Genomic DNA, 16,206 nt, shown 5'->3' with positions numbered 1-16,206 from the left:
AAACGTTAGGAGGGTTCCTCATGGGTATTGAAAAGATGAAGATGCCGCAATTAGGGGAAAGTGTTACAGAAGGTACAATTAGTAAATGGTTGGTATCGCCCGGTGATACGGTTAACAAATATGATCCGATTGCAGAAGTGCAAACGGATAAAGTAAACGCTGAAGTTCCATCTTCTTTTACTGGGACGATCAAGGAATTGATCGCTGAAGAAGGGGATACACTTGAAGTCGGCGAAATTATCTGTTCGATTGAAGTAGAGGGAGCAGGCTCTGCCCCTTCGGAAGATGCGCCAAAGGAAGAGAAGAAGGAAACTGCAGCTGAAAAGAAACCTTCGCAATCACCTGCTGGGGCACCTAAAAAAGAAGCTGGAAACAAAGCCAGGTATTCTCCTGCTGTATTGAAGCTATCCCAAGAGCATGATATCGACTTGAATCTTGTGGAAGGGACCGGTAACGGAGGACGCATCACAAGAAAAGACCTGAAGAAAATCATCGAGTCAGGCAATATTCCTAAAGCAGCAGATGCTGCACCACAAGCGGAATCTGCACCTGCTCCACAGCAGGCTCCAGCACAGCCTGCTGCAACTCAGAAGCAGGCAGCACCTGCACCGAATGTACCAGTGATGCCGGGAGATATCGAAATTCCGGTTACAGGCGTTCGTAAAGCGATCGCTTCCAATATGGTAAGAAGCAAGCACGAAGCTCCTCACGCATGGACGATGATGGAAGTCGATGTGACAAACCTGGTGGAATACAGAAATTCACTTAAGAATGAGTTTAAACAGCGTGAAGGCTTCAACCTGACATTCTTCGCCTTCTTCGTTAAAGCTGTATCGCAAGCCCTTAAAGAATTCCCGCAAATTAATTCAATGTGGGCAGGCGATAAAATCGTTCAAAAGAAAGACATCAACATTTCGATTGCCGTTGCAACGGATGATGCATTATTTGTCCCTGTCATCAAAAATGCAGATGAAAAAACGATTAAAGGCATTGCCCGTGAAATTACGGAACTTGCTGGAAAAGTTCGAAGCGGCAAGATGAAATCAGAAGATATGCAGGGTGGAACCTTTACAGTGAATAATACCGGGTCTTTCGGCTCTGTCCAATCGATGGGTATTATCAACTATCCACAGGCTGCGATCCTTCAAGTTGAATCAATCGTAAAACGTCCTGTCGTCATGAATAATGGCATGATTGCCGTACGCGATATGGTGAATCTGTGTATGTCACTTGATCACCGTGTCCTTGACGGCCTGGTTTGCGGCAGATTCCTGCAAAGAATCAAAGAAATTTTGGAGAATACGTCTAAAGAAAACACTTCTGTATATTAATAATCGGGCTTTATCTTGTAAGTGAGGTAACCTAGGTTCGAAAAAGGACTGACCTGAGCGGTTAGTCCTTTTTCTTTTTTTTGTAAATGGTTATTAGTTCCTTGAACGAAGTGCTCACTTCCTCTGAATTCTGGGATATAGTACCGGAATATTCCTAGAAGAATAATCTTCAAAGAATATCACTTTTTCACGTAGTACTTTGTTTACGGTTGGATTTCTTGAATAAATCAGCCTATCCCCTATTTCTTATTTTTAATAAACAATTTTATTGTGATGTAGGACCTCCGCCCATTTACCCGCGTTTTTTCAACTGTAATCAACCATTATTCCTGAAATTATGGAATACGTGCGACTTTCATCCTTTTTTAAAAATATAGGAATCCTACCATTCGTTCATTTTCTGAAAATTCAGATTTGAAACGACAATTAATTACAACATTTTACAATTATACTTGGTTATCTTTGGTGTAACACCTACATTTTTCCAAGTGGGTGAGTATGAGGAGGTGAGTCTTGGAAGGAAACATCAATTACATTCGGGAGGGAATTAAATGAGGGGAAGAAGTAAAAGAAAGTGGTTTTCGATTCTATTGACCCTAGTAATGTTCATTCCACTAATGTTTCCATTTAACACAAACGCAGCAAGTACCTCAATGCCAAGTTTATCAAAAGGCAAAGCTTCTACATCGGCAAATGATACTGCAAAGGTAAGTCCACAATCGAAAATCACATCAACATTGCAAGATCAATTCAAAAAAGATAAGCACGTCACATACTTAGTGAAGTTCAAGGAGCAAGTGGACACTAAGGGCGTAGCGGAAAAAGCGACTGAAAAAGCCGACAAACTAAAGCTTACAGCTAACGATAAAAAGCTGCTGAAGCGGAATATGGTAGTTTCAGAACTACGTGCCACTGCACTTGAAACTCAAGCAGAAGTGAAAAAATACTTAAACAAACAGAAAAAGAGCGGTGCGGTTAAAAATGTAAAAGAATTTTACGTTGTGAATGGTATGGCTGTCACGAGTACAAAGGAAGTCATGGAGAAAATCGCTCATTTCCCTGAAGTGGCGAAAATTTTGCCGAATGAAACACGTCAGCTCATCCAGCCGGTTAAAGCAGAAGGTTCTGCAGCAACGATGGTTGTGAAAACGGCTGAAGAAGCGGACAATAATCCAGCTTCCATCGAGTGGAACCTCGAGCAGATTGGTGCTCCGGCCGTATGGGATATGGGGATCGACGGGGCTGGGACAGTCGTTGCTTCCATCGATACGGGTGTTCAATGGAATCACCCGGCATTGAAGGAAAAATACAGGGGGTATGATCCACAGAACCCGGATACACCTGACAATGAATTCAACTGGTTCGATGCAACAGCAGGTCAGAGCACTCCATATGATGACAGGGGGCACGGCACCCATGTAACTGGTACAATGGTAGGCTCTGAACCAGATGGAAACAACCAGATTGGTGTGGCTCCTGGAGCAAAGTGGATCGCGGTTAAGGCATTCACTGCCAATGGAGGAACAGATGTGGACTTATTAGAGGCAGGGGAATGGATACTTGCCCCGACTGATGCAGAAGGCAATCCACATCCTGAAATGGCTCCTGATGTAGTCAATAACTCTTGGGGAGGCGGCCCCGGCTTGGATGAATGGTACCGTGACATGGTTGCTGCGTGGAGAGCGGCGGAGATCTTCCCAGAATTCTCCGCAGGAAACACGACTTTATTCAACCCAGGTGGGCCAGGTTCGGTAGCGACACCTGCGAACTATCCTGAGTCGTTTGCTACAGGGGCGACTGACAGCAGTAATCGCCTCGCAAGTTTCTCATTGCAAGGGCCATCACCTTATGGTGAAGTCAAACCTGAAATCTCAGCTCCAGGTGTGAACATCCGTTCATCTGTCCCTGGAAGCAATTATGAAGGCGGCTGGAACGGTACATCGATGGCCGGTCCTCACGTATCAGCGGTTGCCGCATTGTTAAGACAGGTCAATTCAGACTTGACCGTTGATGATATTGAAGAAATCCTGACTTCAACAGCAGTGCCGTTGACTGATGGCACATTCCCTGAATCTCCAAATAATGGGTATGGTCATGGGCTTGTGAATGCATTTGATGCAGTCTCATCAGTCATGAGCGGAATCGGTAAGATTGAAGGGAATGTATCAAAAGAAGGGGACGATTCAGAAGCACCTGAGATCTCCCATAATGCCCCGCTAGAAGCATTTAAAGAAATGAATTTACCGCTACAAGCGGATGTAAGCGATAATATCAGTGTAACAAGTGTATCACTGAACTATCAGAAAGCGGATGGTGAGTGGGTTTCTATTGAGGCCGCGAGAACATCGGGCGACTACAAAGAAGCTACCTACGAAGTTGACATTCCTGGAGAAGATTTAACGGGCGATAGCGTGAATTATAAATGGAGTGCGCTTGACTTCGGCGGAAATGAAGTTGAAAGTGACACGTACACGGTTCCTTTGTTACCAGGAATCACAGTAGGCTATGAGCAGGACTTTGAATCATCCCCGGCAGGCTGGACTTCATACGGAGAGGCAAACAGCTGGGAGTGGGGGGCACCGACTACAGGGCCAGGAAGCGCAGTATCCGGAGAGAAAGTGTATGCCACTAATCTGGATGGAACCTACGATAATAGAGCGAATATGTCCCTGCAAATGCCTCCGATCGATCTGCCGGAAGGAAACAGCTACCTGCAGTTCAAGCAGTGGCATGAACTTGAGCGTAATTACGATTATGGTCATGTATTTGTCTCAACAGATGGAGAGAACTGGTCACAGGCACTTCGCGTAAACAACGTGACGGACGGATGGGTGGATGGCGAGGTTGACTTAAGTGCCTATGCCGGCCAACGTGTCTACCTGGCATTCAATGTGACAACCGACGGAAGTGTCGTCAAACAAGGATGGTACCTGGATGATGTCAAACTGAGTGCAGAGTCCATCATGCCGGCTGGCAAAGCTCAGTTGGGATTGGAGTCGGAGAGCAGTGACGGTTCTTCTTCGGTTTCCAAGAAACCTAGTGTGTACCCAGATAAGATCGAAATGGGGCAACCTGTAAAGGCTGGGCTACCGGAGAATGGTACTGCACCTGCACCGGCATTATTGCCGTTACAGGCTGAGGTGACTGTACTTGAGACAGGGCGCTCTGCTTACACGAACCCTGCAGATGGATCTTATCAAATGACGCATGCAGCTGGTGAATTCACGCTTCAAGCTTCAACTTACGGTTACAGGTCAGAGGTACAAAGTGTAACAGTGGAAGCGGATGGAACCTCTACAGCCAACTTCACGTTGGAGGAAATCCCTCGTGGAACCGTTTCAGGAATCGTTACGAATCAAGTGACGGGTGAACCTGTTGAAGGCGCTACCGTATTCCTGATGGAAGATGCCGTCGTGACACCAGTTGAAACGAATGCAGAAGGTGAATATGAACTCGAGGCCTATGAAGGTGAATACACGTTGAAGATCGTTGCTCCTTACTACTATAGTCAAGAAGTCAGTGTGACGATCGAGGGCGGTGAAGCCGGGTCAGTCGATATTTCATTGGAACCTTTCATCGGATATCCAGGGGAAATCGGATACGATGACGGAACGGCAGAAAACGCACGTGCATTCTATGATGCAGGTAATGGATGGGCAGTGAAGATGTCACTTGAAGAAGGAAATGATTCTGCGATGGTAACAGGCGGATTATTCCGTTTCTGGGATACGGAATGGCCGGTTCCAGGCGGAACTGATTTCCAAGTGGCTGTATATGATGCTTCAGGAACAGACGGAGCCCCTGGTAAGAAACTTGCAGGCCCATTTGATGCAACAGCACTGAGAAATGGCGAATGGACGCATATTGATCTTAGTGAACACGGAATCATTGTCGATGGAGACTTCTATATGGTCTACATCCAATCAGCACCGAATCCCAACTCACCTGGTCTAGGGACAGATGAAGATGGTGAATACGCTGCGCGCAGCTGGCAATTCGTAGGCGGTGCCTGGTCTCCTTCTCCTGAGGATGAAGGAAACTATATGATCCGTGCGACTGTCAATTATGAAGTGACCGCACCAGTCATCACTTCACCTGGAAATGAATCATTTACGAATCAAGATTCTGTAACAGTCGAAGGTACTTCGGCTCCAACAACGACTGTTCATGTGTTTAATGGAGAAGAGGAAGTGGCCACGGCTGAAACCCAAGAAGATGGTACTTTCTCAGCAGAAGTTACACTAAACGACGGAGTAAATACTCTTACAGCAAAAGCTTCCACTGAACAAGGCATGACGCCTCCTTCAGAGCCGGTGACAGTCACTCTGGATCAGGTAGTTCCAGAACTGGAAATCACTTCACCTGAAAACGATTTGAAGACGAACCGAGAAGCCATTAACGTAGAAGGGAACTTCACAGAAGAAAACCTTCAGTCGATCAAGGTCAATGGTCAGGATGCTGAAGTGGAAGAAGGAAGCTTCAGTCATAGAATGTTGCTTGATGAAGGAGAAAACGTCATCACCGTGGTGGCGAAGGACAAAGCAGGTAATGAAACAGAGCAAAGTGTAACGGTATTCGCTAAGTTTGGAGAGATCGAAATTGAGAATCTCATTCCTGCCGAAGATCAATACCTCAAAAAAGGTCAATCAGTAAAAATCGAGTTTGATAGTGAAGCAGGGCTTGACGCTACATTTACAATCTTGATGCCACTTACCAATGCAGGCGCACAGCTTACAAATGCCAATGAGCTCCCAATGAGGGAAGTTTCTGAAGGTCATTATGTGGGTTACTATACAGCAACTGATAACGTGAAAGCATCAGGAGCCCTCATCGAAGTGAAAGTTGCCGATGAATATGGCAATGTCACGACGAAGCGAGCGGGAGGAAAGTTGTTCCTTAATACTAAAAAATAATGATAACAGGGAGGAGCTGACACAGTCGGCTCCTCTTTTAAGTTTCAATGAACGATCATTGAAGAAGATTGAAGAAATCGGTGTTTTTTTATATACTAAAATAGTATTAGAATAAAAATTTTGAATTTTCGTCCAAAAGGGCCGGAAGAAAGAAAAGATCAAAGGGGCAAGTAAACATCATTTTGAAAACGATTACAAAAATGCAGAGTGAAAGAGGGGTATTATGAAGCTTAGTGAGATGAAAGACCAAACATTCAATCCTGCCAGTTTGCAAGAATGGCAGGAAGCGGCTGAAAAAGCTCTGAAAGGGAGAAGTGTCGAAACGTTACATACGAAAACGTATGAGGGAATTGAACTTAAACCTTTATTTACCGAAGAAGATCTACCAGCCATCAACCGCGTGGATGCTTATATACCGGATATCAATCATAAAATCTCCAGCCTTAATGAGTGGAGGATCGCTCAAACAATCAAAGGGGAGACATGGGAAGAACTGTCCCGATCCACACAAATGGCCGTATCAAGGGGACAGAACTGCTTGTCATTTTCAATAAAGGGAATGGAGTTCGGAGAGGGGTTTGAAACCTTCGTCAAAAGATTCAAAGGCGAAGCCCTACCGTTTTTTAATATCGAGAAAAACAATGAGACCTTACTCGATCACATGTCCTCTCTGGCAACATGTGATGAGAATCCAAATGAATGGAAGGGGGTCATCGGGTATGATCCCCTCTCAGAGTCCGGATTCCAACAAGGGGAATATCAGCTTGATGATTGGGCTGAAACGGTTACTGTGGCCACTTCGGCCCTTCCGGAAATCAAAACGATTGTCATTAATACGACACCTTATCATGGTAGGGGAGCGAACGCCGTTCAAGAGCTGTCCTATGCACTCAGCACGGGCGTCCATTATATCGAAACATTCCAACAGAAGGGCTGGTCCCCTGTAGAGATTGCAAAGAAAATGCATGTTCATTTTTCAGTAGGGAGTCACTTCTTCATGGAAGTGGCCAAGATAAGAGCTTTCAAAAAGTTATGGAAGGACATTCTTTCTTCTTATGGCATCGATAAGGATGTATGTGATGATTGTATCAGCTTAAGTGCAGAAACCTCGCAGTTTAACAAATCCTGCTTGGACGAACATGTGAACTTGCTTCGAACTGGAGGGGAGGCGTTTTCGGCAGTCCTTGCCGGCGTCAATTACCTGATTGTCCATCCTTTTGACGGTATAAAAGGTGAAACAACACCATTGTCTGAGAGGATTGCACGCAATATACAGCTGATCCTGGGAGAGGAAGCTCATTTAAATAAAGTATTCGACCCTGCAGGGGGTTCTTATTATGTGGAGTGGCTCACGGAAGAGGTCGGACGAAAAGCCTGGGAGGAATTCCAGCACATCGATCGCGAAGGAGGGATCCTGGATTCATTGAGGAAGGGAAAAGTCGAGGAGAGCGTGAGCAAGGTGCTAAAAGCGAGGGTGAGTGATTTATCAACCCGTTCCCAGTCCATGATCGGTACCAACATCTATGCCAATCCTGAAGATTTGCTCACAGGTGTGGAAACGTTGAATCAAGACAGACTTTCACTACCATTTGAGAAGCTTAGAAGAAGAGCTGAAGAATTGGTGAAGTCAGATAGGAAACCTGTTGCTGGTATCATTGGATTGGGAGAATTGAAGAGCCATAAGGCACGCGCGGATTTTGTGGGTGGATTTTTATCCACTGGTGGCATTCATTCTCATCTTAGTGATGGATGTTTCACAAAAGAGGATATTTTAATGTTCATTGAAGAAACCAACTATCCTTATTATGTCGTTTGTGGTCAAGATGAAGAATATGATGCATGGTTACCGGTGATCATCGAGACAGCGGCCAACTTTCAGTCCAAGATAAAGGTGGACGTCGCAGGTAAATTCAATGCAGAGAGAATGAATGAATGGACTCAGCTTGGATTGAATGGATCGATCTATTACAAACAGAATATGCTCGATAAACTGAATGATTTACTTTCAATCTGGGAGGAGGAGAAGCAAAATGATTAAACCCGACTGGCAGGCAATGGATCCGTACTCACAAACGAAGGAGGCGGAACGTTTTTCTGCTCCAAGCAGGACCTATGAAACAAATGAGAAACTAACGATTAAGTCCCTCTACACGGAGGAGGACACAAAAGATATCCCTCATCGTCAAGATCTGCCTGGACTTGCACCATACACAAGAGGTCCATATCCGACCATGTATGTGAACAGGCCATGGACGGTCAGGCAGTATGCCGGATTTTCCACTGCAGAGGAAAGCAATGCGTTTTACAGAAGAAATTTAAGCATGGGACAGAAGGGACTGTCAGTGGCTTTTGATTTAGCGACCCACCGGGGATATGATTCAGACCATCCACGGGTGGTCGGCGACGTTGGGAAAGCGGGGGTTGCGATTGATTCAATCCTGGACATGAAGATATTGTTTGACGGTATCCCGCTTGATCAAATGTCGGTATCGATGACAATGAATGGAGCTGTCCTGCCGATCTTGGCATTCTATATCGTCACCGCCGAAGAGCAAGGGGTTTCCCAGGAAAAACTGTCAGGCACCATTCAGAATGATATTTTAAAAGAATACATGGTGAGGAACACTTATATCTATCCGCCGGGAACATCCATGAAAATCATTGCGGATATCTTTGAATACACGTCCAAGAACATGCCGAAATTTAACAGCATCAGTATCTCAGGCTATCATATGCAGGAAGCCGGGGCGCCTGCGGACATCGAGCTTGCCTACACATTAGCGGACGGGCTTGAATACGTCAGGACAGGACTGAAAGCAGGGATTGACATTGACTCTTTCGCCCCGCGCCTTTCTTTCTTCTGGGCTGTCGGGATGAACTACTTCATGGAAGTGGCGAAGATGAGGGCGGCAAGAAGGATCTGGGCGAAAATGATGAAAACGTTCAATCCGAAGAACCCTAAATCGATGGCGCTCAGAACCCATTCCCAGACATCAGGATGGAGCTTGACGGAACAAGATCCATTCAACAATGTAACCCGTACGTTGATTGAAGCTCATGCGGCAGCAATGGGGCATACCCAGTCCCTTCATACCAACGCCTTGGATGAAGCCATCGCCTTACCGACTGATTTCTCGGCACGGATCGCCCGCAATACGCAATTGTATCTTCAGGAAGAAACGGGTATCACGAAAGTCATTGACCCATGGGCAGGTTCCTATTATGTTGAATCATTGACAGAACAGCTTATGGAGAAAGCTTGGGAGCATATCGAAGAGATTGAAGAGCTTGGTGGCATGACGAAAGCGATTGAAACAGGACTGCCGAAAATGAGGATCGAGGAAGCAGCAGCCAGAAGGCAGGCAATGATTGATTCAGGTAATGAATCGATCATTGGAGTGAATAAGTATCGCCTTGATAAAGAGGATGAGATTGAAACGCTTGATATTGATAATACAGCCGTCAGAAAGAAACAGATTGAGAGAATACAGAAGTTAAAAGAAGAGAGAAATGATGAAGAAGTTGTAAGGGCCCTGGATGCTTTGACAAAAGCAGCCGAAACAGGCGAAGGAAACCTCCTGGAAAAAGCAGTGGAAGCAGCACGAAGAAGAGCCACATTAGGAGAAATCTCTGATGCGGTGGAAAAAGTATCGGGCAGGCATAAAGCGACGATCAGGAGTATCAGCGGCGTGTATAGCTCAAATTTCTCGAATGAACAGGAAATTGAAGTCGTTCAGGAAATGACGGAAGAATTCTTTGAGAATGAGGGGAGGAGACCTCGTATCCTGATTGCAAAAATGGGACAGGATGGACACGACCGGGGAGCGAAGGTGATTTCCACCGCGTTTGCAGATCTTGGATTCGATGTTGATATCGGGCCTCTGTTCCAAACGCCGGAGGAAACGGCATTGCAGGCAGTCGAAAACGATGTTCATGTGATTGGCTTCAGTTCACTTGCAGCCGGACATAAAACGCTCCTGCCTCAGCTTTCGGCGGAACTCAAAAAACTAGGTAGAGAAGATATACTCATTGTCGTGGGAGGAGTCATCCCGGCGAAGGATTATGAATTCTTGTTGAACAATGGTGCGTCAGCCGTCTTTGGTCCGGGAACGATCATCCCTGTCGCTGCACAGAAGGTGATTAAGGAAATTTATGAAGTGCTCGGTTATGAGGAAGTGACCGACTAATGAACAGCCAATATCCGGAAAAAAAACGGAGATTCGTAAAGAAAAAACAAGATTCCATCAGTATCACAACATTGAAGAAAGGGATCCTCGACGGAAACCGCAGTTCCCTCGCCAAAGCAATCACGTTGATTGAAAGTAATGCCTCTCATCATTACGAATGGGGGCAAGAACTTCTTGGGGAAGTGATGCCCCATACAGGTAACAGCCTGAGGATCGGCATCACTGGAGTCCCGGGTGCGGGAAAAAGCACGTTCATCGAAGCGTTTGGCGAGATGCTGTGCCATCAAGGGCATAGGGTCGCGGTCCTTGCCATCGATCCGAGCTCTTCTTTATCCGGGGGCAGCATTTTAGGGGATAAGACAAGGATGGAGCAACTATCCAAAAACCCGAAAGCCTTTGTCAGGCCGTCCCCGACGGCAGGGACCCTAGGCGGTGTCCATCGAAAAACGAATGAAACCCTGCTTCTGTGCGAAGCGGCCGGCTACGACATCATCATCATTGAAACCGTCGGCGTCGGTCAAAGTGAAGTCATGGTCAGGCAAATGGTTGACTTTTTCCTTTTACTTGCCATCACAGGAGCAGGGGATGAGCTGCAAGGGATGAAAAAGGGCATCATGGAACTTGCAGATGCCATGGTCGTCAATAAGGCGGATGGAGACAATAAGCCGCTTGCCGAAAAAACGAAGCGGGAACTCAACCAGATCCTCCACTTTCTCGTACCGGCAACAAAAGGATGGAGTTCAAGGGCATATACATGCTCAGCCCTTGAGAAAAGCGGTTTGAGGGATTTATGGGATGTTATAAAGGAATTTGAAAAGCAAACAAAAGAAATAGGCAGTTTTCAGGACAGGAGGACCCTTCAAAAGAAGGAATGGTTCTATACAATGTTAAAGGATCGTATCCTATCAGACTTCTTCCTCGATGAAAGAGTAAAACCAGCCGTTCCGCAAATGGAGGAAAAGGTGAAGAAAGGTTCCCTTACCACTTCGAAAGCAATCGAAGAGCTGCTTCATCTTTATAAACAGCCTTGATCCTTTTATAAGTTGAAGTCAATGGCTAAGCTCCAAGATTCTCTATGGATTTAATTAAACATTGTAGATTGTTAGTGAGGACATAATTATTACTCTCTATTCTCGAGCTCTGCTAAACTTTTTCTTAACTCGTTCCAGCTGTTGATTGTAGTGCAAGACGAAGACTCATGCGGGAGAAGTGACTAATGTGAGACCCCACAGGAGCGAAAGCGACGAGGAAGCTCGCGGGTCACCCGCGGAAAGCGAAGTCTTGCACGGAAATCAACAGCGGCGATCAAATTAATAGATATGATTTGTTTAGGAATCAATCATTTTCAATTGAAAATAAAGGGTCAAACTTGTTATGATGGTGATACATCAAACTTCGTAAACAGTGAAGAGTGATAACATAGTGCATTGAAAAGGAGAGTCCAATTATGGAAATGGATTTCAATCTATTTATGAACGATATTGTCCGCCAGGCCCGCCAAGAAATGGAAGCGTCAGGCTATGCTCAATTAACAACAGAGGAAGAAGTGGACCAGGCTTTTGCCAAGCAGGGAACAACACTTGTCATGATCAACTCTGTATGTGGATGTGCTGGAGGCATCGCCCGTCCGGCAGCGGCTCATAGCATCCATTATGATAAGCGCCCCGACCAGCTGGTAACGGTATTTGCAGGTCAGGATAAAGAGGCAACGGCTAAAGCACGTAGCTATTTTACAGGCTATCCGCCATCCTCCCCTTCTTTCGCCCTTCTGAAGGATGGGAAGTTGATGACCATGGTGGAAAGACATGAAATCGAAGGTCACGACCCGATGTCGGTTGTGAACAAACTGCAATCCTACTTTGATGAGTATTGTGAAGAAGTATAAACATTCATAGTAAAGACCTGATAGAGAACACTCTATCAGGTCTTTTTTTATTATCAGGTGTCTTTACGCTAGATAATTTTCAGAAAATACAAACATTAATTTATAAATATAAAAGTTATTGCATAAATATATAAAGATGTTAAACTACTACTATACTAATTAATATACAAATATATAAATATTTATTCAAAACAAGGAGGAAGACAAATTGAAGAAGTCATTATCATTCATTTTTATTTTACTAGTACTATCCTTTAGCCTTGCTGCATGTGGCACAGACAGTAACGGTGCGGACAAAGCTTCTGGAGATTCCAAGAAATTGGTGATGGGTACATCCGCCGATTATAAGCCATTTGAATATGTGGACACTGCAAATAGTGATGAGTTCATTGGGTATGACATCGATCTTGCCAATATGCTTGCAGATGAATTGGGGTATGAGGTTGAAATCAAAGATATGGAATTCAGTGGATTGATCACAGCCCTTAAAACGGGTCAAGTGGATTTCGTGCTTTCAGCGATGACACCTACTGCTGAACGTAAGAAGAATGTAGATTTCAGTGAGGTCTATTACACCGCAAAGAATATGATCATTGCAAAAAAAGAGAGTGGAATCACCGACGAAGAAGGATTGAAAGGGAAAACGGTAGGCGTTCAATTAGGGTCGATCCAACAGGATGAAGCTGATGAAATCGCAAAATCCATTGATCTGAAAGTGGAAACGAGAGACCGAATCCCTGAACTCATCCAGGATCTTCAAAACGGCCGATTCGATGCGATCATCATAGAAAATACAGTGGCAAATGGATATTTGGAGAAAAACGAGGAACTTCAAGGGACCACGATGGAGGTCAACGAGGAAGAAGCGGGATCTGCGATCGCTTTCCCGAAAGACAGTGACATGACAGAAGAATTCAACACAGCCTTGAAAAAGCTAAAAGACAATGGCGAATTGGATAAGTTGGCCGAAAAGTGGTTCAACGGTAAAGAAGAGTAAAACGGAATAGAAGGCTGACCTGCCACAAGGTTGGCCTTTCTTACTTTATTGAGTGAGTTGGGGGTTTTAACATTGAAACTGGATTTTGCACAGCTGCTGCCATCCATTCCCTTCATCCTTGAAGGATTGAAAGTGACGTTGTTGATTGTCGGGGCGGCAGGTGTATTAGGATTCTTATTCGGAATCATATTATCACTTTTGAAAATCAGCTCGATCAAACCGTTAATGTGGTTTGCCGATGCATATACTTCAATCTTCAGGGGGACGCCACTCGTTCTTCAATTGATGATCATCTTTTATGGATCACCACAGCTTTTCGGTACACAGATCGAACCTTATGCAGCGGCAATATTATCATTTTCCCTGAATTCAGCTGCATATATCTCAGAAATCATCCGAGCTGGCATCAATGCCGTGGATAAAGGACAAAAGGAAGCTGCCATGGCCCTTGGGATCCCATATAGACAAACGATGATGGATATCATCCTGCCACAGGCAATCAAGAACATCCTTCCTGCCCTGATGAATGAATTCATCACATTGACCAAGGAATCAGCGATCGTCACTGTCATCGGGGCGATGGATGTAATGAGGAGATCATACATGGTGGGAAGCGACCTGTATTCATTCTTCGAGCCGTTGCTGCTTGCGGGACTCATTTATTATGTAATGGTCATGGTATTGACGCTTCTTGGGAAAGGTCTGGAAAGGAGATTGAAAGGGAATGATTAAAGGAACCGGGATCAATAAATCATTTGGTGCACTGAACGTTTTGAAGGGTATCGACTTGACGGTTGAGAAAGGTGAGGTACTGGCGGTCATCGGACCATCCGGTTCGGGGAAATCGACATTGCTGAGATGCCTGAATCATTTAGAGAAACCTAGCAGTGGGTCCATTCAATTTCAAGGACAGGATTTGAACGACAAGAATGTCGGTCAAATCCGTCAGGAAGTCGGGATGGTCTTTCAACATTTTCACCTTTTCCCGCACAAGACCGTCCTCGACAATGTCATCTATTCACCGATGAAAGTGAAGAAAGTGAAGCGTGACAAAGCGGAAAAGCTCGGGATGGATTTATTATCGAAAGTAGGTCTGAAAGAAAAGAGTGCAGAATATCCCAATCGTCTTTCAGGGGGGCAGAAGCAGCGTGTTGCGATTGCCCGTGCCCTGGCCATGGAACCGAAAGTCATGTTATTCGACGAGCCGACATCTGCACTTGATCCGGAAATGGTAAAGGAAGTGTTGGCGGTCATGAAGGATCTTGCTCAAAGCGGGATGACCATGATCATCGTCACCCATGAAATGGGATTTGCGAAAGAAGTGGCAGACAGGGTCATTTTTATGGATGATGGCATGATTGTCGAGGAAGGCATGCCTGCAGAATTTTTTCAACAACCGAAAAGCGAAAGGGCGAAAGAATTCCTGGAGAAAGTACTGTAGCGAGTTCAAGCCGATAGAGAAGAAGGATGACCATTTGGGTCATCCTTCTTTTTTGTTAACGCTTCGATATGGTATTCTTAAAGAATCATTTGATCGGTTAGGAGAAGATTCATGTTTCGTATAGGATATCGTACACTCAAAACCGGGATCGGGACTGCCCTGGCGATCAGTATCGCTCAAATGTTCCATTTGGATAATTTTGTATCTGCGGGGATCTTGACCATCCTCTGCATACAGAATACAAAGAAAAAGTCTGTCAAGGCTTCGACCAGCCGTTTCCTTGCATGCATCATAGCAATGCTCTTTTCAGCGGCATTTTTTGAATTCATCGCCTATCATCCGGTCGTGATCGGCCTTCTTCTCCTGGTGTTCATCCCGACAACCGTAACGCTTGGGATCAAAGAAGGGATTGTCACGAGCTCCGTCATCATCCTACATATCTATTCAGCCGGCAACGTTACATTGGGGCTGTTCGAAAACGAGCTTGGAATCATTGTGATCGGGATTGGAATTGCCCTTATCATGAACTTATATATGCCGAGCGTGGAAACGAAGCTGGAAGACTATCAAGTGAAAATTGAGGAGAATTTCTACAAGATTTTCTGCGAACTGATCAATCATCTTAAAACGAATGAGAGTGATTGGGATGGAAGGGAAATCACCGAAACGGAAGAGCTCTTGAAAGAAGCAAAGAACCTTGCATTTAAAGAAGTTGAAAACCATTTTCTCCGCCATGAAGACATTTATTACATTTATTTCAAGATGAGGGAGAAGCAATTTGAAATCCTGCAGCGGATCCTGCCGATCGCTGCTTCCATCTCACTAGAGGTAGAACCTGGAAAGAAAATCGCACAGTTCCTTGAAGAGCTCAGCCAGCATATTCATCCGGGAAATACGGCCTTATTCTATTTGAAAAAGCTTTATGATATGAAAGTGGAGTTTGAACAAATGGAATTGCCTAAAACACGTGAAGAATTCGAAGTGCGCGCGGCCCTTTATCAATTTGTCCGGGAAATGGAACAATATCTACTTATAAAAAGTTCCTTCAAAGGCATCCAGAAAGGGGAAAGGAAAAGGGACGTTCACCTTACCTGAAATTGTGGACGTGATTCCCTCAACCTAGACAAGTCTCGATTGTCCCACTTCTCGCGCATGAAAATCTTCTTTGAACATGTACAAAAAAGGAATTGCCCACTGCTAAAACAAGTCAGTGGGCAATTCCTTTTTTGATGATCGATGACTCTATAATAAGAACGTAAGCCCTGCCATGATGGTGGAGGCAATCATGGCAAACAGCATCAAATACACAACAAGCTTTTGCATCTTTTTGTTACCCATTTTATCTCTCCATTCTTTCCTTCTATCTGGAACAATATATACCCATATTTTATCGTTTACCCGTCAATAAAACAACCTGTCCATTTAAAGAAAACGCTTTACTATTTCGAGGAA

Annotated in this window: 11 protein-coding genes; 10 read left to right on the top strand and 1 reads right to left on the bottom strand. The window is 44.9% G+C overall.

Annotation, left to right across the window (positions count from 1 at the left end):
- Positions 1-20 precede the first annotated feature (20 nt).
- From LCM10_RS07130 to LCM10_RS07085, 10 genes are all read left to right on the top strand, one after another.
- Complete coding sequence (locus LCM10_RS07130) at positions 21-1,331, top strand: dihydrolipoamide acetyltransferase family protein (protein WP_224875446.1); 1,311 nt, start codon at positions 21-23, stop codon at positions 1,329-1,331.
- 551 nt (positions 1,332-1,882) lie between these two features.
- Positions 1,883-6,244 (top strand): S8 family peptidase, encoded by a 4,362-nt coding sequence (locus LCM10_RS07125; RefSeq protein WP_224875445.1) that lies wholly within the window; start codon positions 1,883-1,885, stop codon positions 6,242-6,244.
- Between the two features lie 223 nt (positions 6,245-6,467).
- Positions 6,468-8,282, top strand: a complete 1,815-nt coding sequence (locus LCM10_RS07120; RefSeq protein WP_224875444.1) for a methylmalonyl-CoA mutase family protein — start codon at positions 6,468-6,470, stop codon at positions 8,280-8,282.
- Positions 8,283-8,298: 16 nt separating this feature from the next.
- Positions 8,299-10,431 carry a methylmalonyl-CoA mutase gene (gene scpA, locus LCM10_RS07115; RefSeq protein ID WP_224875653.1) on the top strand — a complete coding sequence of 711 codons (2,133 nt, stop codon included), beginning with the start codon at positions 8,299-8,301 and terminating at the stop codon, positions 10,429-10,431.
- Entirely contained in the window at positions 10,431-11,462 is a 1,032-nt protein-coding gene (gene meaB / locus LCM10_RS07110) for a methylmalonyl Co-A mutase-associated GTPase MeaB (RefSeq protein WP_224875443.1), read from the top strand. Before scpA ends, meaB begins: the two co-directional genes overlap by 1 nt.
- A 416-nt stretch (positions 11,463-11,878) precedes the next feature.
- On the top strand, positions 11,879-12,316 hold the full coding sequence (locus tag LCM10_RS07105; RefSeq protein ID WP_224875442.1) for a BrxA/BrxB family bacilliredoxin: 438 nt from the start codon (positions 11,879-11,881) through the stop codon (positions 12,314-12,316).
- A gap of 208 nt (positions 12,317-12,524) precedes the next feature.
- Positions 12,525-13,313, top strand: a complete 789-nt coding sequence (locus tag LCM10_RS07100; RefSeq protein ID WP_224875441.1) for a transporter substrate-binding domain-containing protein — start codon at positions 12,525-12,527, stop codon at positions 13,311-13,313.
- A 72-nt stretch (positions 13,314-13,385) separates the two neighbouring features.
- A complete protein-coding gene (locus LCM10_RS07095; RefSeq protein ID WP_224875440.1) occupies positions 13,386-14,045 on the top strand; it encodes an amino acid ABC transporter permease in 660 nt (219 codons plus the stop codon).
- Positions 14,038-14,754 carry an amino acid ABC transporter ATP-binding protein gene (locus LCM10_RS07090; RefSeq protein ID WP_224875439.1) on the top strand — a complete coding sequence of 239 codons (717 nt, stop codon included), beginning with the start codon at positions 14,038-14,040 and terminating at the stop codon, positions 14,752-14,754. Before LCM10_RS07095 ends, LCM10_RS07090 begins: the two co-directional genes overlap by 8 nt.
- 111 nt (positions 14,755-14,865) lie before the next feature.
- A complete protein-coding gene (locus tag LCM10_RS07085) occupies positions 14,866-15,849 on the top strand; it encodes an aromatic acid exporter family protein (RefSeq protein ID WP_224875438.1) in 984 nt (327 codons plus the stop codon).
- Between the two features lie 147 nt (positions 15,850-15,996).
- Here LCM10_RS07085 and prli42 read toward each other — a convergent pair whose 3' ends face one another.
- Positions 15,997-16,092: a stressosome-associated protein Prli42 gene (gene prli42, locus LCM10_RS07080; protein ID WP_224875437.1), complete on the bottom strand. Its 96-nt coding sequence runs from the start codon at positions 16,090-16,092 to the stop codon at positions 15,997-15,999.
- Positions 16,093-16,206: the final 114 nt, after the last annotated feature.

Origin of the sequence: Rossellomorea aquimaris, from assembly GCF_020171925.1 — a bacterium.
Lineage (GTDB): Bacteria > Bacillota > Bacilli > Bacillales > Bacillaceae_B > Rossellomorea > Rossellomorea aquimaris_F.
The sequence above is the reverse complement of the archived record's forward strand: the minus strand, read 5'-3'. Positions and strand labels throughout refer to the sequence as shown.